This window comes from Cohaesibacter intestini, assembly GCF_003324485.1.
GTDB classification, from domain to species: domain Bacteria; phylum Pseudomonadota; class Alphaproteobacteria; order Rhizobiales; family Cohaesibacteraceae; genus Cohaesibacter; species Cohaesibacter intestini.
Genome location: NZ_QODK01000002.1, coordinates 689,828 through 708,924 on the forward strand (window position 1 = coordinate 689,828; position 19,097 = coordinate 708,924).

General features: G+C 54.8%; 21 protein-coding genes. 11 read left to right on the top strand and 10 right to left on the bottom strand.

Going from position 1 to position 19,097, the window contains the following annotated elements; genetic code table 11:
- Nucleotides 1-40 precede the first annotated feature (40 nt).
- Nucleotides 41-1,420, bottom strand: coding sequence for a prolipoprotein diacylglyceryl transferase (locus DSD30_RS08700; RefSeq protein ID WP_157967623.1), 1,380 nt, complete (start codon nucleotides 1,418-1,420; stop codon nucleotides 41-43).
- 201 nt (nucleotides 1,421-1,621) lie between these two features.
- On the opposite strand from DSD30_RS08700, the gene DSD30_RS08705 reads away from it, so the two are divergent.
- Nucleotides 1,622-2,086 carry a MaoC family dehydratase gene (locus tag DSD30_RS08705; RefSeq protein ID WP_114009236.1) on the top strand — a complete coding sequence of 155 codons (465 nt, stop codon included), beginning with the start codon at nucleotides 1,622-1,624 and terminating at the stop codon, nucleotides 2,084-2,086.
- A 19-nt stretch (nucleotides 2,087-2,105) separates the two neighbouring features.
- Nucleotides 2,106-2,981 (top strand): HpcH/HpaI aldolase/citrate lyase family protein, encoded by an 876-nt coding sequence (locus DSD30_RS08710; RefSeq protein ID WP_114009237.1) that lies wholly within the window; start codon nucleotides 2,106-2,108, stop codon nucleotides 2,979-2,981.
- Between the two features lie 170 nt (nucleotides 2,982-3,151).
- On the opposite strand, the gene DSD30_RS08715 is transcribed toward DSD30_RS08710, so the two are convergent.
- Complete coding sequence (locus DSD30_RS08715) at nucleotides 3,152-3,754, bottom strand: flavin reductase family protein (protein ID WP_114009238.1); 603 nt, start codon at nucleotides 3,752-3,754, stop codon at nucleotides 3,152-3,154.
- Complete coding sequence (locus DSD30_RS08720) at nucleotides 3,754-4,326, bottom strand: nitroreductase family protein (RefSeq protein WP_114009239.1); 573 nt, start codon at nucleotides 4,324-4,326, stop codon at nucleotides 3,754-3,756. The genes DSD30_RS08715 and DSD30_RS08720 overlap by 1 nt, the downstream gene beginning before the upstream one ends.
- A gap of 330 nt (nucleotides 4,327-4,656) precedes the next feature.
- Here DSD30_RS08720 and DSD30_RS08730 point away from each other — a divergent pair, with 330 nt between their 5' ends.
- Nucleotides 4,657-5,877, top strand: a complete 1,221-nt coding sequence (locus tag DSD30_RS08730; protein ID WP_114009241.1) for a hypothetical protein — start codon at nucleotides 4,657-4,659, stop codon at nucleotides 5,875-5,877.
- Nucleotides 5,874-6,359 carry a hypothetical protein gene (locus tag DSD30_RS21510; RefSeq protein WP_157967624.1) on the top strand — a complete coding sequence of 162 codons (486 nt, stop codon included), beginning with the start codon at nucleotides 5,874-5,876 and terminating at the stop codon, nucleotides 6,357-6,359. The genes DSD30_RS08730 and DSD30_RS21510 overlap by 4 nt, the downstream gene beginning before the upstream one ends.
- A gap of 164 nt (nucleotides 6,360-6,523) precedes the next feature.
- Here the strand turns inward: DSD30_RS21510 and thrS are convergent, their stop codons facing one another.
- The 3 genes from thrS to DSD30_RS08750 all read right to left on the bottom strand — a co-directional run bounded on the left by thrS (nucleotide 6,524) and on the right by DSD30_RS08750 (nucleotide 9,370).
- On the bottom strand, nucleotides 6,524-8,479 hold the full coding sequence (gene thrS / locus DSD30_RS08740; protein ID WP_114009243.1) for a threonine--tRNA ligase: 1,956 nt from the start codon (nucleotides 8,477-8,479) through the stop codon (nucleotides 6,524-6,526).
- A 113-nt stretch (nucleotides 8,480-8,592) separates the two neighbouring features.
- A complete protein-coding gene (gene yidD / locus DSD30_RS08745; protein ID WP_114009244.1) occupies nucleotides 8,593-8,901 on the bottom strand; it encodes a membrane protein insertion efficiency factor YidD in 309 nt (102 codons plus the stop codon).
- Between the two features lie 28 nt (nucleotides 8,902-8,929).
- Complete coding sequence (locus DSD30_RS08750; RefSeq protein WP_114009245.1) at nucleotides 8,930-9,370, bottom strand: iron-sulfur cluster assembly scaffold protein; 441 nt, start codon at nucleotides 9,368-9,370, stop codon at nucleotides 8,930-8,932.
- A gap of 288 nt (nucleotides 9,371-9,658) precedes the next feature.
- On the opposite strand from DSD30_RS08750, the gene folE reads away from it, so the two are divergent.
- The 3 genes from folE to DSD30_RS08765 all read left to right on the top strand — a co-directional run bounded on the left by folE (nucleotide 9,659) and on the right by DSD30_RS08765 (nucleotide 12,076).
- A complete protein-coding gene (gene folE / locus DSD30_RS08755; protein ID WP_245418409.1) occupies nucleotides 9,659-10,366 on the top strand; it encodes a GTP cyclohydrolase I FolE in 708 nt (235 codons plus the stop codon).
- Nucleotides 10,367-10,500: 134 nt separating this feature from the next.
- Complete coding sequence (gene hisI, locus DSD30_RS08760; protein WP_114009246.1) at nucleotides 10,501-10,950, top strand: phosphoribosyl-AMP cyclohydrolase; 450 nt, start codon at nucleotides 10,501-10,503, stop codon at nucleotides 10,948-10,950.
- A 127-nt stretch (nucleotides 10,951-11,077) separates the two neighbouring features.
- The gene (locus tag DSD30_RS08765) at nucleotides 11,078-12,076 is read left to right on the top strand and encodes a patatin-like phospholipase family protein (RefSeq protein ID WP_114009247.1); all 999 of its coding nucleotides are present in this window, start codon (nucleotides 11,078-11,080) and stop codon (nucleotides 12,074-12,076) included.
- A gap of 138 nt (nucleotides 12,077-12,214) precedes the next feature.
- On the opposite strand, the gene DSD30_RS08770 is transcribed toward DSD30_RS08765, so the two are convergent.
- The gene (locus tag DSD30_RS08770; protein ID WP_114009248.1) at nucleotides 12,215-12,643 is read right to left on the bottom strand and encodes a CBS domain-containing protein; all 429 of its coding nucleotides are present in this window, start codon (nucleotides 12,641-12,643) and stop codon (nucleotides 12,215-12,217) included.
- A 214-nt stretch (nucleotides 12,644-12,857) separates the two neighbouring features.
- Nucleotides 12,858-13,655, bottom strand: coding sequence for a rhomboid family intramembrane serine protease (locus DSD30_RS08775; RefSeq protein WP_114009249.1), 798 nt, complete (start codon nucleotides 13,653-13,655; stop codon nucleotides 12,858-12,860).
- 511 nt (nucleotides 13,656-14,166) lie between these two features.
- On the opposite strand from DSD30_RS08775, the gene DSD30_RS08785 reads away from it, so the two are divergent.
- The 3 genes from DSD30_RS08785 (at nucleotide 14,167) to DSD30_RS08795 (ending at nucleotide 16,882) form a co-directional block, all read left to right on the top strand.
- Complete coding sequence (locus DSD30_RS08785; protein WP_114009251.1) at nucleotides 14,167-14,853, top strand: PAS domain-containing protein; 687 nt, start codon at nucleotides 14,167-14,169, stop codon at nucleotides 14,851-14,853.
- A 208-nt stretch (nucleotides 14,854-15,061) separates the two neighbouring features.
- Nucleotides 15,062-15,670 (top strand): PilZ domain-containing protein, encoded by a 609-nt coding sequence (locus DSD30_RS08790; protein WP_114009688.1) that lies wholly within the window; start codon nucleotides 15,062-15,064, stop codon nucleotides 15,668-15,670.
- Nucleotides 15,671-16,300: 630 nt separating this feature from the next.
- Complete coding sequence (locus DSD30_RS08795) at nucleotides 16,301-16,882, top strand: transglutaminase-like cysteine peptidase (protein ID WP_245418410.1); 582 nt, start codon at nucleotides 16,301-16,303, stop codon at nucleotides 16,880-16,882.
- Nucleotides 16,883-17,067: 185 nt separating this feature from the next.
- Here the strand turns inward: DSD30_RS08795 and DSD30_RS08800 are convergent, their stop codons facing one another.
- Both DSD30_RS08800 and DSD30_RS08805 read right to left on the bottom strand, forming a co-directional pair.
- Nucleotides 17,068-17,595 (bottom strand): gamma carbonic anhydrase family protein, encoded by a 528-nt coding sequence (locus tag DSD30_RS08800; RefSeq protein WP_114009252.1) that lies wholly within the window; start codon nucleotides 17,593-17,595, stop codon nucleotides 17,068-17,070.
- A 131-nt stretch (nucleotides 17,596-17,726) separates the two neighbouring features.
- Nucleotides 17,727-18,068 (bottom strand): DUF6949 family protein, encoded by a 342-nt coding sequence (locus DSD30_RS08805; protein WP_114009253.1) that lies wholly within the window; start codon nucleotides 18,066-18,068, stop codon nucleotides 17,727-17,729.
- A 313-nt stretch (nucleotides 18,069-18,381) separates the two neighbouring features.
- On the opposite strand from DSD30_RS08805, the gene DSD30_RS08810 reads away from it, so the two are divergent.
- A complete protein-coding gene (locus tag DSD30_RS08810) occupies nucleotides 18,382-19,083 on the top strand; it encodes a hypothetical protein (RefSeq protein ID WP_114009254.1) in 702 nt (233 codons plus the stop codon).
- Nucleotides 19,084-19,097: the final 14 nt, after the last annotated feature.

Genomic DNA, 19,097 nt, shown 5'->3' on the forward strand with positions numbered 1-19,097 from the left:
AAGATCGATGGCATCCCGCCAACACCAACGCTGTGCTGGTTTAGCTATTCTTGGGTGTGTCCACGACACCTCTGTCCAGAAAAGCGGTGAGATCCAAAGCGCCAAAACGCCGACGCACCAAGTCCCGGCTCAGAATATCTTTCGACTGATCCCGTTCCCCGTTGGTCAAATCAAGGGGCTGGCGGTCCCGACTGGCCACCGGTTGCTGTGGCTTGGGCCGTGGCAAAGCGTTCCCCAGCGCTTCCACATAGGCATCAGCGGAAATCGGCTTTCGCTTGGGCAAGGGCATGGCAGCAGAAACCGGTTGGGTAACAGGCTGGTTTTCGATGGCTTCTGCTGCGCTCTGCGCTTTTGTTTCGCTGCTGGCCTTCAGGTTGCTGTCCGCCTCTGCCGCATAATCGGCAAAGACCCGGCTGACCCGCTCATTGATGGCGGATGAAGCTTTGTTGCTGGCGTCCAGCGCAAAACGCGACTGGGTTGCAACAGCGTCGTGGTCGGTCGAGGACCGATAGCTCATGCCATAACGGCTCGGCATTGCGTCTGTCCGTGCCTGGTCTGGATCAGAGAAGAACGCATCCGGCTTGGTCACATCCGCATTGGCAGCACTCGTTCGAGAGGCACGCGACGTTGCCGTTGAGGCAAGATTATCCCCTGCCAGATCAATCACCCCCGGTGCCAAGGCCGCCTGCTGGGTGACTTGCTGAACAGATTGAGCAGAAGGGTCACTTTGGGCAAAGCGGCTTTCCTGCATCGAGGCCTTCGGCTTGAACCAATTCCCCAGATTGAAGAAACGCGACAAGACGCTCTTTTTCTTCGGCTCCGCCCCGGTGAGATTCTCATAAACCTCGGAGACCGTTTTGGCCTCACCGCTGCGTTCAAAGAAAATGTTGCGGTTGGCAGCCGCCTGTTGCGGGAAGACCTTGTAGGCTTCAAGGTTGGGTTTGTCCTGCGCCAGCTCTACCAGCCGACCACCGCCCTGAGCCCCAAGAAAATGGGCAACATAAAGCTCACCGGAACTCGGGGTCCGATTGAGCCGCTCCGACAGGCTGGCCTCATTCTTCTGCGCCAAAGCCCCGGCCAGCATTGCCGAGGTTTTGGGATCGTTGCGCATTGCCAATATTTGCTGACGGACCTTCGGGTCCTGAACAACAAATTTCGAACCTGATTTGGTGATATGCTGTGCCGCATCACCAAAGCCGAGCCTTGGCCCGTCTTCCTTCATCGTCTGCAGCCAGGTTTGCTCAACAAACTGAAACAGGCCAGTCGCCGATGAAGTCGGCGCCTTGGCGGTCGCGTTCAGACCGCTCTCCCGTTTTGCTGTTTGCACAAGATAGTCGAAGTTCGCACCGGTGGTGCGACTGGCCTCTTCAAAGGCCGTCCGAAATCTTGTTGGCATGTTGAGTGAAACCGAACTGGTCACTTCTCTCTCCAGATTGTGTGCAATTGCGCGCGTTTTGACCGATACCATCCGTCACAAAGACAGCGAGACTCACTCTGGTTACAATTCATTAACGAGTCTGACCTGACATGGTTAATGAATGTTTAACGAAAGAACAGGGTTGGCCAAGATTACCCTTTTACGTAAACTGCCAAAAATCAAAAATTCCCCGAAGGAGGCCCCATGGCAGGTTGCTATTATGAAGAGCTGGAAGTTGGCAGATGCTTCCACCACGAGATGCGACGCACCGTCACCGAGATGGACAATATGCTCTTTTCCAACATGACGCTGAATGCCCAGCCACTGCATATTGATCGCCATTTCTGTGAAACACAAACCGAGTGGGGCCAGCCATTGGTCAACAGCCTCTTCACCCTCGGCCTGATGATTGGCATTTCGGTACAGGAAACAACGCTGGGGACAACCATAGGCAATCTGGGCATGACTGATGTCATCTTCCCGCACCCGCTCTTTCAGGGTGATACCGTGCGGGTCGAAACAGAGGTGAAGGACCGTCGAGAATCGAAGTCCCGCCCCACTGCAGGCATCGTCACCTTCGAACACCGTGCCTATAACCAGAGCGACAAGCTGGTGGCAAAATGCACCCGGCAGGCCTTTATGATGAAACGCCCGACCGAGCCTCAATGATTCACAAAAGGAGGGACCCATGCGCTCCTATCTGTTCGTGCCCGGAGACAGCCCAAGGAAAATGGAAAAGGCCCTGACCGCCGGGGCCGACGTGTTGCTGATTGATCTGGAAGACTCGGTCAGCCTCGCCCAGAAGGAGACAGCCCGAAAGATCACCGCCACCTTCCTGAAGCAGCATATCCCAACCACGGACCGCCCCAGCCTCTATGTTCGCGTCAATGCCCTCGACACCGACCTGACCGACGACGACCTTGCCATGATCGTGCCTTGTCAGCCGGATGGCATCATGCTTCCCAAAAGTCAGTCGGGAAAATCAATCACCGCACTGGATGTCAAACTAAAGGCCGCCGAGGCGGTGGCCGGCGTCCCGCTAGACCGGATCAAGATTATACCGGTCGCCACCGAGACGGCGACTGCAATTTTCAATCTCGGCACCTATGGCGGCTCGAGCCCTCGCCTCTCAGCCATGACCTGGGGCGCGGAAGACCTCTCCGCAGACATTGGGGCGGAAAGCAACCGCGATGAAGCAGGAGCCTTCACCTCTCCCTTCAGACTGGTCCGAGACCTGTGCCTGATAGGCGCGGCCGCTGCTCAGGTCGACCCCGTGGACGGGGTCTATATCAACTTCCGCGACAGCGATGGTTTGCGGCAGGAATGCATCGAGGCAAGACGCGATGGTTTTGTCGGCAAGATGGCCATCCATCCGGCACAGGTGCCAATCATCAACGAGGTCTTCACCCCCGACGATACGGCAATTGAAAAGGCCCGCCGGATCGTTGAATCATTTTCTCAGGCAGGCGATGTAGGCGTCGTTGGCATTGACGGCGAGATGATCGACAGGCCGCATTTGAGACGCGCCGAAACCACTTTAAGACGCGCCGGATTAATGAAATAAGTCAAATATTTACTGGTACTTTCGGAATCAGGTCGACAGCCTGTTGAATCAGCTTCCGAACCAGTTGAATCAGACTGACAGAAACTTGAATCAAAAACAAAAGGCGCCGGACTTTGTTTCTGAAGAAACGAGATCTGGCACCTTCCTTTCAGGATGGCCGTGTGAGGTCTTTAGTCTTTGGGTCGCGAGAGGGAAAAGACCTCATTGACCGTGGCATAATCCATGTAACCAAGACGACTCAAAAGCTGCATGGACGGGGCATCAACCTTGCCATCAACCAGCATCTCATCCTTGATATGAATCCCGATCACCTCGCCGATCACCATCTCATAGCTGCTATCGATGCCCTCATATTTATTGAGCCGCACCACCTCCAGCAAACGGCATTCGAGCGCGGCGGGAGCTTCCGCCACATAAGGTGCATCGATCAGTTGGCAGGGTGCCTCTGTGAGGCCCGCCAGCTCGAATTCGCTCACGTCCGGGTCAACAGGGGCGGAACTCTTATTCATCAAATCGCGCAGCTCATGGCTGACCATCGAGCAAGCAAAGACCCCTGTCTCCTCGATATTGGTCACCGAGTCCTTATGCCCTTGCGAGGAAAACATCACAAGATTGGGCTGAGCGGCAATGGCATTGAAGAAGCTGTAAGGCGCAAGGTTGGAAATTCCTGCCTTGCTTCTGGTGCTGATCCAGCCGATCGGTCGCGGCCCGACCAGAGCCTTGAAGGGATCATGCGGCAAGCCATGATCATTGGTGCGAGAATCGTAGAACATTACGGCCTCCAATGCGTAACGATGGCATCCAGATCCGGGCGCGCCCGGTCGGCCTGCTCACCATGATAGGTCCCAATGTGAATGAAACCGACAATCTGCTCCTCACCTGCCAAACCGAGCTTGTCGCGCATTTTGTCATCGAAGGCATACCATTCAGTCAACCACTGGGCGGAAAATCCAAGAGCATGAGCCGCATGTACAAGATTCATGCAAACCGCCCCGGCAGACAAAAGCTGCTCGATCGGCGGCACCGGTGCGTCGGAGCGCGCATTGGAGACAACAGCAATCACCATCGGCGCACGCAGGAACCGTTCGCGCTCCACAGCCAGCCGACCTTCGTCTGCATCTGGGTCAATCTCCAACCACCGCTTCTCCAGAAAAACTCCGATTGTTTCACAAGCTTCCTGATCAAATCGGATGAAGCGCCACGGAACCAGCTTCTTGTGATCGGGCACACGCGCGGCAGCAGTCAACATCTGCTGCACTTGCTCTTCACGCGGTGCGGGCGCTTCAAGGAAGGCCGCAAGGACACTGCGACGCGTCAGCAGATGATCAAGCAAAGGATTGGTCATACGTAATTCTCCTTTAAGAACTAACCCATACCTAAGTAGCCCACGCTGCTGAAACCAGTAGCATTTGCTTTTTTGCCCAGAAATGACCACCTTTGCCATCTATCGCAGCGGGAAGACTAGGGTAGATTGGCAAGCAGGACTGCACGAGCCGATCAAGACAATCTCTGTGAAACAGAAGCATGATTCTACCGAGGCAGCAATTGCTCTGACCATCTTGCCAATGCTAAAGAAAACCAACCAATGCGATGAGTCGGACGCAAAGCGCACTGGCACCACCAGAACAGCCGCAGCGTCTCGACGAAACAGGATTTGGAAGGCAAGGACATACCAGTGAACAATCGGGACCTATTTTCTTGGACCGGAAAGATTGCCGCCCTGCTGCAATGGTTCCTCGTCGCCACCCTTTTGACCGTAGCACCATACTCACCAGCACAGGCGCAATCCGCGGCCAAACCACTTAATCTTGGTGATATCATTCAGAAGAGCACCGCAGGCAACAGCGCCCCGCGTTCCTATCTGAAACTGCCGGAAACGGTTCCCGTGCCAGCAGCCAAACCCGCGATGAACCAGCAGGAAGCGGCACCCGGCCAGATTGCCCCCGGCACGCTCAATGGCCAATCGACGGATCAAAACACCGCACAGGCACCCGACCAGACACCACAACAAGCAGAAGAAACGCCCGAACAACAAAACCAGTCGGCAACCGATCCGACTGTGCTACAGCCAATGCCGCAACAGAACAGCCCGGCTGAACCAGTGGCCCCGGTGATTGATGAGACCGGTGTCGCAACTCTGCAACTCACTGCTCTGCTGTCCGAACAGGGCGAAGTGCTGCAACGGGGTGTCAACTGGCGGATCTTTGCTGAAAAGCGTAACGCCAACGGCACGCTGCAAACCGTTCAGACACTGGATGGCGGCACGGTCACGGTCGAACTCAAAACCGGCAGCTACATTGTCTATGCCGGCTATGGCTATGCCAATCTGACCAAACGGATCACCCTGGAGCGCCCGGGATCCTACTCCGACAGTTTCATCCTGAATGCTGGCGCGGTGCGCCTGAATGCAGTCGCCTCAGGTGACATCCCCCTCGATAGCAGCATCCTGACCTTCGATATCTACACCCGCAACGACAGCAATGGCGGCGGCCAGCAACTGGTCGCCAAGAATGTTAAACCCGGCCATGTCGTCAAGATGAGTGAAGGCACCTATCACGTTGTCTCCAGCTATGGCTCATCCAACGCCATTGTCCGCGGCGACGTCCAGATCGAGTCTGGAAAGCTGATCAACGTAACGATGATCCACAATGCAGCCAAAGTCACCCTGCGGCTGGTATCCGAACCCGGCGGCGAGGCTTTGGCCAACACCATCTGGACGGTTTTGACACCGGGAGGCGATGTGGTCAAACAGGCCATTGGTGCCTTCCCGACCCTTGCATTGTCAGCGGGCGACTATACGGCCATCGCCAAACAGAATGACGCGATATACAACCGCGACTTCTCCGTCGACCCCGGCCTTGATCGTGACATCGAGGTCTTGGCTGAAGCCCAATGAACTCCGAACCAACGGCTCAAGACTTACCCGTCATCGGCATGGGCAAGTCCGAAGGCGCGCCGCCCCAAACATGGGCCGGTCGGCTAAAGGCTTTGCTTTGGGCGCAAAGGCCGACCAGATTCCCCGAAGGACCGGAGCCCGGACCTGCTTCAGGACCAGAAACCCACACCACGTCCATCGCCTTTGACGCATCCTTTGACGATCTCAAAGTCACCTGCCATTTTGCCTATCACTTCGACCCGGCCTGCACGCTGTCTTTGTTGATGGACACCGAAGAAGGCTATCATCTCTTCTGGTTTGAGCGCCGGGCCTACAGCCTCAAACACGCCTTCCAAGCGCTCTTCAATGCCTGCCAGCAGGCCGACATAACTGTTCCAGTGGCCGGCCTCCACCCTCGCGCCCAATGGCAGTCAAGCACCCGCGATTGCGACTGCGTCCGAATCCCCGGCGCAGGCGAACACCACCCCTGCACACTGCCTTAAAGCGACAGGCGCCAATTGAATCAACATCTCAACAAACCGATTCATTCTTTCAAACAGCCAGCTCAACCTCTTGAAAGCACATAAAAAAGGGCGGCACCCCAAGATGCCGCCCTTGTTGAATCAAAGTCGCAAGGACTTGAATCAGTTTCTGATAGACAAACAGCTTATTCAGCTGCTTCATTTGCCGCAGCATCGCGGGCGCGACGCAAATCCGGCGCGATGGCTTCATCGACCAGCGACGCAATCGCCTCATCCAGCGACATAGACGTCTGGTATTTGGAGCCAAGCCGACGGATCGACACACTTTTCTCTTCGGCTTCTTTCTTACCGCAAACCAAAAGGGCCGGAACCTTCGCCAGCGAATGCTCGCGGACCTTGTAGTTGATCTTCTCGTTGCGCAGATCCAACTCGACATTCAGACCAGCGGCGGTGAGCTTTTCCTTCACCTCACGGGCATAGTCATCCGCATCTGACGTGATGGTCGCGACCACCACCTGCAGCGGCGCCAGCCAAAGCGGGAAGTGACCGGCATAATGCTCGATCAGAATACCGCAGAAGCGTTCGAGCGAGCCGAACAGGGCACGGTGGATCATCACCGGAGCGACTTTGTTGCCATCGGTATCGATATAGAAGGCACCCAGACGACCCGGCAGATTGAGGTCAACCTGAACCGTACCGCACTGCCAATCACGACCGATGGCATCACGCAGCACATATTCGAGCTTGGGACCATAGAAAGCCCCCTCACCCGGATTGAGCGTCCAGTCCTGACCGGCTGCATTGACGGCCGTCTTCAGCGCCTCTTCCGCCGCATCCCAGACCGCATCAGAGCCAACGCGCTTTTCAGGACGGTCGGAGAATTTCACCCGGATATCCTCAAAGCCGAAGTCCTTGTAGATCGACATGATCTGCTCGTTCATATCGACGCAGACTTCGGTGATCTGATCTTCGGCGGAGAAGATATGGGCGTCATCCTGCGTGAAGTGACGCACGCGCATCATACCATGCAAGGCACCTGATGGCTCATAGCGATGCACCTTGCCAAACTCGGCAATCTTCAAGGGCAGGTCACGATAGGATTTGAGACCATTCTTGAAAATCTGCACGTGGCCCGGGCAGTTCATCGGCTTGCAGCAATAGGTCCGCTCGTCCGGCGTCTGGGTGGTGAACATGTTTTCACCGAACTTCTCCCAGTGACCGGACTGCTCCCACAGGGTCTTTTCCATCATGTCAGGGCTGTTGACTTCCTTATAGCCCCAGTCTTTCTGACGGCGACGCATATAGGCGATCAGATTCTGGAACAGGGTCCAGCCCTTTTCGTGCCAGAAGACCGACCCCGGTGCCTCTTCCTGAAAATGGAACAAGTCCATTTCACGACCCAACTTGCGGTGGTCACGCTTTTCAGCTTCTTCCAGACGGGTGAGATAGGCTTTCAGATCCTTCTCATTGGCCCAAGCGGTGCCATAGATGCGGCTCAGCATCGCATTGTTGGAATCACCGCGCCAATAGGCACCCGCCACCTTCATCAGTTTGAAGGCGGTGCCAATCTGGCCCGTGGAGGTCATGTGCGGCCCACGGCACAGATCAAGCCAGTCGCCCTGACGATAGATTTTCAGATCTTCGCCTTCGGGAATCGCGTCGACAAGCTCAACCTTGTAGCTTTCTCCCAAATCGGAGAAATGCTTCTTGGCTACATCACGGCTCCAGACTTCTTTGGTGAAAGGCGCATTGCGCTTGATGATCTCGGCCATTTTCAATTCAATGGCGACCAGATCTTCCGGCGTGAAAGGCTCTTCGCGGGCAAAGTCGTAATAAAAACCATTGTCGATAACCGGACCAATGGTGACTTGCGTGCCGGGGAACAATTCCTGCACGGCTTCGGCCATCACATGGGCGGCATCGTGACGGATCAGCTCAAGCGCGGCGTCATCCGTACGGGTCACAATCTCAATGGCCGCATCAGCGGTGATCGGATCGGCAAGATCCGTCAAGTCGCCATTCAGTTTCATGGCGACGGCCTTTTTGGCCAGAGATTTGGAAATACCCGCAGCGACATCGGCGCCAGTAATACCAGCTTCAACTTCGCGTACAGATCCATCGGGGAAAGTCAGATTGACCATAAGTGTCTCCTGCTCAACTCCTGCCTACAATGCAGGTAAGCGTTGCTATTAATCGAAATCGATCAGTTTGAGGCCCTGGTCAGGACGGGAAACCGGATATCACTCCCAGACAATCACTCTGAGTCACCCAGCTTGGTTGCCGGATCGATATGGTCACCACCCCAAAGGCCGTAACGCCATGGTTTATACCAGCATGCGCCATCAGGCAACAGCTCAGGCACCGGATCAAAGCCGCTATGTCCCCATGGATGACATCTCAGGATCCGCGCCAGTCCCATCCAGCCACCAGCCCAAAAGCCAAACCGCCGGATTGCCTCTTCGGTATAGTGACTGCAAGTCGGCCCATACCGACATTGCCGGCCCATGAAGGGCGAGAGAAAAATCTGATAGAGCTTGATCAGCCCAATGGCGAGATACTTCATGCGTCATCCCGTGCCGCGCGTCGGTGGGTCAAGATGCCTCACCCACAGCTTCGATCTTGTCGACCGCTTCTTCCACCGCATCAAAAACCAACAGCATTGAAGCATGACGCGCTGGATAATCGCGCACCGGTTCGAGATATTTCAGATCGTCCCATTTGCCCTCAGGAGGGGAACCCTTTTCCTTCAGCATCGCTTGCATGGTCCGCCGCAAAGCGCGCATTTCCGCGCCATCAGCCCCAATGATCAACCGTCCGACCACCGAGGCCGCAGCCTGTCCCAATGCACACGCATTGACCATCTGGCCATAATCAACGATCTTGCCATTCTCCATCACCAGATCGACCTCGACGGTCGATCCACACAATTTGCTGTGTGCCTTGGCAGATGCCTGCGGCTCTGGCAACCGCTCCAATCTTGGAATATTCCCGGCAAATTCCAGAATTTTCTTGTTGTAAATCGCATCCAGCATAGCAAAATTTCACGTTTTTGAGGGGTCTATGGATCCAGAACTGGTCTTCCATCCTATAACGCCTATATGGGAAGCAAGACAAGAAAGTCACGCAACTTTGCACATCGTGGCCGCCAGAAGTGTGTTATGTTATAACATATCATGTGCGCATTGCTAAATTGCTGCTGACAAAAGTGGAAAAAAGTGCATGATGGCGCAGCTATCTTCAGACACCTTAAGGGATATTGAGGTGGTATGATAGTTGGTAGACAAACATCATGCCGGACAGAAAAGGCATGCAGGTCTGATATGGATATGATTGTCGATACCAAGGATAAAGAGCAGATCTCGAATTCGGGGCACGGAACGATCTTGAAAAAGAATATCAACCAGGAAAATCTGCATACCTTCCCCGGTGCTGAGCGCAGAGAAGATTGGGCCTTGTGCGAACGACCCAGCCGGGAAGAAGCAGAAGCCGCTGTGCGCACCCTGATCCGCTGGATTGGTGACAATCCGGATCGTGAAGGGTTGACAGATACCCCGGCCCGGGTGGTCAAGGCCTATGAGGACCTGTATAGCGGCTATCGCCTCGATCCTGCTGCCCCTTTGGCGCGGGTTTTTGAAGAGGTCAATGGTTATCAAGACATGGTGCTGCTGCGCGATGTGGAATTCTCTTCCGCGTGCGAACATCACATGGTGCCTTTCGTCGGCAAGGCGCATGTCGCCTATTATCCGCGCAATGGCGTCGTTGGCCTGTCCAAGCTGGCCCGTGTGATTGACAGCTTTGCCCGCCGTCTCCAAACGCAGGAAAACTTGACCGCTCAGATCTTCGATACGATCCAGACAACGCTCAATCCGCTGGGCATCGCCTTGATGATCGAGGCGGAGCATATGTGCATGTCGATGCGTGGCGTCCAGAAGAAAGGCGTCTCTACAGTCACCACCCGCTTTACCGGCGTGTTCGAGGAAGACATTGCAAAACAGAACCGGTTTATGAAACTGGTGACCGATCGTTAGAGACCCCTCTGCCAGTATCGTTCCACGACCAAAAGGGGCCGCATCGCCCCTTTTCTTTTGCCCGAATTTTGCGTAGGCCAGATCAGACAAGACCAGACCGGACCGGACCGAACCATCAAACAGGAAGCGTTTCCATGTGCCAGCCATTTTCATCCCAACAAGGCAAAGACAAGCAACAGATCGAACTGGGCCATGACTTTCTGCCAAAGTTTGACAAGGACGGCCTGATTGCCTGCATTGTGACCGATGCCGACAGCGGCGACGTGGTAATGTTCGCCTACATGAACGCCCAAAGCCTGCACCTGACTCTGGAAACAGCCGAGGCCCATTACTGGAGCCGATCTCGTCAGGAGCTTTGGCACAAGGGCGCGACCAGCGGCAACGTGCAGGACGTGATCGAACTCAGAACCGACTGTGATCAGGATGCCATCTGGATCAAGGTCCGCACCCGCGGCGCCACTGCCAATTGCCATCAAGGATACAAATCCTGCTTCTATCGCGCAGCCAGCCTCGAAAATGGCAAATCCAGCCTCACATTCCGTGAAGAAAAGCCGCTTTTCGACCCTGAAAAAGTCTATAAATGACGCAGGGGATTCCTGATTTTCACACCGAATTCACGCCAAAATCACCGCAAATTGCCTGTTAACCTCCTTATTGTTAGTGGTTTCTTGAACCCCTCCTTCTTAAAATACCTCTCAGGAGGGCACGCCCATGCTGGCACAAGTGCTGGACATATTTGGCCGCAACGGCTCTGACTTGCAGGAACAGGACGTCGATCCTGCGTCCCCAAGACTATTTGCAGCACCGCTTGGCTTGGCACTGGGCGGCGGCGCAGCCAAAGGCTGGTCGCATATTGGCGTCCTGCGTGCTTTGGAAGAAGCCGGTATCCGGCCTGACATCATCGCAGGCACCTCGATTGGCGCAGTGGTTGGCGGCTGTTATCTGGCAGGCGAGCTGGATCGACTGGAAGAATTTGCCCGCAGCCTAACCAAGCGCCGCCTGCTCGGCCTGCTCGATGTATCCTTCTCGGGCAAAAGCCTCATCAGTGGCGCTCGCCTGACCAAACTGCTTCGCCGATATCTTGAGGACATCCAGATCGAGGATCTCGATCGCCCCTTTATGGCGGTTGCCACCGAATTGTCGACCGGCCACGAAATCTGGTTGCGCAAAGGCCATCTGGTCACTGCGATGCAGGCCTCCTATGCGCTTCCCGGCATATTCAATCCGGTCAATGTCAACGGCCGTCATCTGGTCGATGGCGCATTGGTCAATCCAGTGCCGGTTTCGCTGGCCCGTGCCATGGGAGCCCGCGTTGTCATCGCGGTCAACCTCAGCTCGGACACATTCGGGCGCGGCACCATCATCCCGCATGCCCATGATGAAGATGACCGCATTCAACCCCATCCCGACAACGACCCCATCACCCCGGCAAGCGGTCCCTTGGGCAGCATTCGCAACCTGATCTATGGCCGTGAGGCAGACAGCCAGAGCATTTCCTCCATCATGTTCGACGCCTACACGATCATTCAGGATCGGATCAGCCGGTCCCGTCTGGCTGGAGACCCACCAGACCTGACGATCAATCCGCGCCTGCATGAGATCGGAATGTTCGATTTTCAGCGCGCGGACGAGTCCATTCAGGCCGGCTATGACGCCGCCCAGCGCGCCATTCGCGAACTGTCCGATCTCTCCGATGACCTCAAGGCTTAGGAGCCTGGGAACAACGATAGGTAAGACAACAAAAAGGCAGGATCTCTCCTGCCTTCTCTTCTGTCAGAATATTGCAGTCCCGACTCTAGGTTTGTGTCCCGGATCAGGGGGCTTGGCTTGGGGCCTTGAGCGCCTTGATCAGGCGCTGGCAATATAGGCCCGCATTTCATCGGCCTCTTTTTCCGCTTCCAGAATACGCTGCTTGACCACATCGCCGATCGACACAAGCCCGACAACCTTGCCTCCCTCCATCACCGGCATGTGACGAAAGCGTCCCGACGTCATGTGGGCCATGACTGTGGCAATGGTGTCGCCTTCACGACAGGTCATGACTTTGTTGGTCATGTGGGCGCTTGCCGGATCAGCCAATATGCTGGCCCCATGGTCGCTCAACGCCCGCACGATATCGCGCTCGGACAGGATCCCCTGCAGGCTTTCCCCTTCCGAAATCAGGACGACGCCGATCTTTTCGTCACGCAACAGTTTGACGATGTCAGACAAGGGACAAGAAGGCGACTTTGAAAAAATGTCGCGCCCTTTCTGGTCAAGAATCTGTGAAATTGTCATGCTCTTTCCCCTCATGATATGGCATCTGCCCCGCTGCGAGCCTGAGGCTTCTATGCGGGATCTGGTTGTGTGTTTTTGAAAGTCTGCGACGAAATGCGCCAGAAGGCAAGCGTCTGGATGAAATTGAGTTATTACAAGCGCGTGAGCAAAAGAAAAGCGAGGATCGAACTCGATCCTCGCCGCTATGTTCCAATCCGTCAGATTGCCGCCAAACCTACTTGATCACCTTGAGATGATCAGGTTGTTTCTTGGGCGGATCTTTTTTCGGTCTTTTGGGTGGGCGTGAAAAGGGATCGAGATACGGGAATACCAGCAAACCGGACACAAAGCCCCCAAGATGGGCCTCCCAGGCAACCTGTCCGCCCCCACCCATCAGGCCAAAGACCAGATTGAGCACCAGCCAGATACCAAGGAACATCATGGCCTGCTGATTGTGGCGCAGCTGTTTCAGCGTCAGACACGGCGAAGTGTGCCGGGATTGCAAGGCAGCAAAACCACCATAACCACGATTAAAGGCAAACCGCGCGGACGCTGCCATCGCACCAGACAGGACGGCCGACACGCCGACCAGCGGCGACGAACTACCTATATGCAGCACCAGATGCACCAAAGCGCCCGCAGCCGCAGTAATGATAAAGAAGAGCGCAAAATTGACCGTGCCGATGCGCCGCAACACCACCGTTGCAAAAGCCGCCATCCAGACCAGATTGAGAATCAAGTGCATCCAGCTGCCATGCAGAAAGGCATAGGTCACGAAGGTCCAGATGTCCCCCGGGAACCCGCCGGGAAAATCGAAGGCCTGTCCTGCCTCGCTGTAGCGGATCGGCAAAAATGAAAAGCCCAGCAACAAGTCCTGTCGCAACGCCGGGGAGAGTACGAAATCCTGCAGGCCATGCAGCACAATCATGATCGCGCCCAACACCATGATCGGCATTGGCAGGTTGAACATCGGTTCGCGCGGTGGCGGCATGCCATTGGGCATATGCCAATTGCCTCTTGGATTGAGTGCCATGGTCTTTCCTTGTCTTCAGCAGCCCGGATCTGATCGCGCCGGGTCCGTCTCACATCATGCTTTTTGGCATTTGGGGTGCCGTTCCAACTTATCAAGCAGGAACTGGACCAACCCTGCCCTGTTCAGGTTTCAGGGACCAAGATTAGACAGAAAAGCGTTAACAGCGTGGCAAAGGCAAAAAGAAAGCCACCCGCCGGTCTCTCTGGACCAATCCGGATGGCTTGACGCCTCCTGAACTCCGTCAGGAAAGTTTGAAGAGCCGCGATGCGAAGACTGATAGGAGTCCGTCATACGCATCGTGGAAGCTGTTAAGATCTTGTTTACACTCCCTGCCAAGGGCGCGCAAGCGCAAGTCTTTATTAACCTTAATTGCCAAGGCAAAGTCTTGGACGCTGCGCCGCGCCACTTGGCACGCCCTCTGCTTGGTAAGCGTTAATGACAAACAACGAAGCAGAGTCTGTATCAGCTTGAGACAAACCTGATCCCGACCCGCCCCAAAAAGAGAAACAAGATGAAACATCAGGTAACGCGTGATCTCTTCACCTATTGGGACAGCCTGCGAGGCGGCAGGCCAGCACCGGAGCGTAGCGACATCGACCCGGCCGAAATCCATCAGATTCTTGGTGACACATTCATTCTGGAATATGAGAATGAGGACCAGCTAACCTTCCGTCTGGCCGGTACCCGGCTATGCGGTTCCTTCTGTCGAGAGCTCAAGGGGCGGAGTTTTCTCGACATCTGGAGCCAGGAAGACATTGCCAGCGTCAGATTGCTACTGACCGCCGTGGCGGAAGACGAGGCCGCTGCTGTGATCGGCTTTGAGGGCAAGACAGAGCGCGACCAGACCCTCAACTTTGAAACAATCCTGCTGCCATTGCGTCATTTTGGCCAGACAAAGAGTCGCATTCTGGGCGCAGCAAGCCCGGTCGAGATGCCATACTGGGTTGGAATCTGGCCATTGACCGAGCTGAGCATTTCGTCCATGCGCCTGATCTGGCCCGATGAACGCCCTGCTTTCATGCGCCACTCACAAAAGGACTCCGCTCCCAAAGGGCGTCACGGCATTGCCCCTTCCACCCTTGCCATTCCGAACCCGGTGGCTGGCCGCCCGATGTCCCGACCCAATACCCGGTCAGCAGTACAGTCCGAACAGCGCTTTGGTCATCTTCGGGTCATTGAAGGGGGACGCAGCGAATAATTTTTGAAAGTTAACGCCGCAAACCACGGAATTTCACAGCACAGAAAGGGGCTCAACACACGGATTGTTGGTCCCTTTTTTCTTTGCCTGCACAAATTGCAACGGATTACCAATCGGTACGGGAAGACTAGGGCTTTGTTAACTATAACCGGACTAGGATGGCTCTAGTACGTCCATGTTGTTTGTTTATGGCGAGAAAGCAGTCTTGATGTCGGCAATTCTCCAAAAATCTACCTTGCCTCGAGTGATCGAGCGCCGTCGCCACCAGCGTGTTAAGGTGAACCTGCTTGGCCGCTTTATGCTGGAGAACAAGACGGAATATCCCTGCCAGGTGATCAATATGTCCCCTGGTGGCGTTGCGCTGATCACCCCGATCCGTGGGGAAATCGGTGAACGGGTGATTGCTTATATCGACCATATTGGTCGGATCGAGGGGAAAATTGTACGCAAGATCGAAGGTGGTTTCGCAATCACCATCGACGCCACGTCGCGCAAACGCGACAAACTCGCCTCACAATTGACCTGGCTGGCCAATCGACACATTCTTGATCTACCAGAAGACCGCCGTCACGAACGTCGCACACCAAAGACACCCATTACGAAACTGATCACCGAGGACGGCGAAGAGCATATCTGTCGCGTTCTCGACCTGTCTCTGTCTGGTGCGGCCATCAAGACCAAGGTCCGCCCCCCTCTTGGCAAGCCAGTCAAGATCGGCAAGATCCGTGCCCGCGTGGTGCGCCACCTTGACGACGGGCTGGCGGTTGAATTTGCCGCTGTTCAGGACAGCAAGAATATCGACGACAATCTGCGTTGAATGTCCCCAACTCCGATCAAAGACTGGCCATCGGTCCACTGACCGGTGACGGCATCCTTATGGCCAAGACTTGAAAGCATGCGACACGGGATCAGCCAGACATATTCTGCTTACCCAATGGCCAACCAGAAACTGCCCTTCACAGGCCGCTGAACACCAGCAGTGACATTCCCCATTCTTTTTTCGAAAAAATCAAAAAAAATTTTGCGCTTTTCAGAGCTGAAATTCGGCGACCATTGCCCAATCTTCGCATCATCGAGAGCCTGAAGCGCTAAAAAGGCCGCCCCATTTTCGGAGCAGCGCTACGGTCGGCCTGTGTTCGTTTCCCTTCGACACCGCCAACGCCCTCCCGCCGCCAACATCCTAATCTCACCATAACATAATGAAATACTTTGCTTTTCTCCGATCTCTACAATTTTAGAAAAAGCTGCTTCAATTTTTCGCCTAAATAGGTGAAAAACAAGATTGAATTTTATTCGAAGTAAATTAAAAAATTATTTAAAGTAAAATCAAAATAAAATCCATTGCTACTCAATTTTTATATTTATTTTATTCAAATATAACAACTGAAGTTTCAAGTATATAAAAATGGATAATCTATAAATCTCCCTACAACGACGGGAGATTACCATGAAGAAAAGCATCTGGGGATTTGCATTTCTTAGCGTAGCCATCATCACTCTTACCATGCCTGTTCAGGCGGCTCGCTACTCACCATTCATGTCCATCAAGGGCAAAACCTCTGCGCCAATTGGCCATGTCAATTTCTGCCGATCGAATCCGGTGGAATGCAACAAAAAGTTCCGGGTGGACCGCGCTGTCAAGCTGTCGCAATCCAACTGGGCGCAGCTCATCAGCATCAACGGCCATGTCAATCAAACAGTGCGTCCGGTAACCGATAGTGAACAATATCGCGAAGAAGAACTATGGACCTATCCAGCCGGTGCCGGCGATTGTGAAGATTATGCGCTGTTGAAACGCCGCATGCTGATCAATGCAGGCTGGCCAGAAACCGCTCTTCTCATCACCGTGGTGAAAGAAGTCAATGGCAATGGTCATGCCGTGCTGACCGTACGCACCGACCGCGGCGATCTTATTCTAGACAATCAGGATCCGCGCATCCTGCCATGGGACAAAACCCCATACCGCTATATCAAACGTCAGGCAGCTCTTCAGCCTTCTGCGTGGATCGCGATTGACGATCCAAGATAACCTTTCCTTGCGACAAGACAATCGCCTCAAGCAAGGAAGGACACCTCAAAGGAACCTGATCACAATCCCCATACCCGTCCAAACGATCAGGTTTTTTGGGCCAGCCGCCCCCACGGCTGGCCCCTTTTTTTGTTTCGGGTCAAGGCAGGCCTTCTCGCGAGAAGCGAAACCGGCTCAGACTTGCCTCAGAGAGGCTTCAGATTCTTGGCGAAGGCTTTCCAGTTTGCCACATAACGGGCAGCCGACTCGGTCAGCTTGCTGATCGCTTCTTCATCTAGCACCCGCACCACCTTGCCCGGCGCACCCATCACAAGGGAATTGTCCGGAATGACCTTGTCCTCGGTGATCAGGCAATTGGCACCGATCAGGCAATTCTTGCCAATCTTGACGCGATTGAGGATGGTCGAGCCCATGCCGATCAGCGTGTTATCGCCGATGGTACAGCCATGCAGAATCACATTGTGACCAATCGTGCAGTCGGCACCAATTTCGACAGGGCAGCCGGGATCGGTGTGAAGGGTGCAATTTTCCTGCACATTGCTGCGCTCGCCAATGGTCAGTGGTTCATTGTCCCCACGCAACATTGCGCCAAACCAGACGCTGGCATCGCGCTTCATGATCACTTTGCCAATCAGATCTGCAGAAGGCGCCACCCAATAGGCTCCCTCTTCTGGCAGGTCTGGCTGAAATTCTCCCAACTGATACAGGGCCACGATAGTCGCCTTTCATTTCTAGAGCTTTGAAGTCATTACCAATCAGGATACAGACTTCTCCGCATCATCGAAACCACGCTCTTTGGGCAAGCCGGCACATGCGCACAAGACGATGGCCGCACCATCCCCCGTCAGCTTATGACCCAGGCGGCCCCAAGAAAGGTGTTCATCAGCAACACACCCGAACAGGCGCTCCAGATACCGGCAATGGCCGAAGAGCCGAACAACCAGCCAATCGGCCGGTTTTCCAGCCGTCGTCCTCGCAAGGCATTGCGCATGATGATGAACGGTCCGGCAAAGGTACACATAACGACCGACGACAACACACCGGGAAAACTGCGCGCGGACACCCGGAAACCAGCCGGGCGCTGGGCAATCATTTGATAGAGCGTGGAGAGAATGCCAGCACAAACGAATCCGACACATGTCACATAGACCAACGCAAACACTTCCAGTCCACCGACAGTACTCATGACCCAAATCCTCACTGGGTCTTGGCGGCATCCCAAACAGCTGCATGCTCCCGACCCTTTTTGAAACAGTTTCAGGCGACAAATGGCGGAAAACAGCCCCTCGCCCTTCAAATCGAACCATCCCGTGTCATGCTGGGACAGCCGATCTGTTATTGAGCAAGGCGGTGCAAAGGACGTGCCGCAGCTCAGACGATAGCTGTACACATGGCAGATTGATGGGGCGATTGGGTAAAGGTATGCTCGCGGACAGGGCATGCGTGATTCACCCACGCCTGCACCGCCTCTCAGCAGATCAATGGCAAAAAGGTAACAAATGGCACAGCCCCTGGAAGAGCATGGCTCCCCTCAACGCTGGATTTTCTTCTTTCTGGTATTCGGGCTGATTGGCATAACAATCCTGTTCATCATTAGCCGGGTGTTTCAGTATTCCGGTCCGGCCTTGGTCAATTCTCCCTACAGCACGGACAAGCGTCTGCTGGCTTTCGAACTCGGAGATACCCGCTTTTACATCCCGGAAAACACAATCCGTCACCCTGAGCAACGCAATGGTCAGCGGGTCAACAAGCTCGACCTGATCATGCTGTGGCCGGGCCTCGATGGCTTCGACCTCGACAATCAGGTCGCCTTTTACGATGTGTCGGAAAAGTCAAAGCTGATCTTCGTTTCACTCAGCCATCAGGACGAGGTGCTGTCGAGCTCGGACCGTCTGTATGCGGTCTACAGCCAGTATTTTGTTGGCGAGCCAATCAAGGCGGAGGGTGGGTTGATCGGCTTTGCCATGGCCCCGGATTCCAGCTTTGCCGGGGAAAGGATCTATTTCAAACCCGATGATCACAATCCCTTTGCCGCCCGCTGCATCACGCCGGTGGAGAAGAGTCCCACCTTCTGTCTGCGCGATCTCAAACTCAACGACACGACCCAGCTGACCTATCGGTTCCGACGCCCTCTACTGGCCGAGTGGCGTGCATTGGATGCAAAGATCAAACAGCGGGTCAGCGCCTTCATCCGCAAGTGAGATGAAAGGACGAC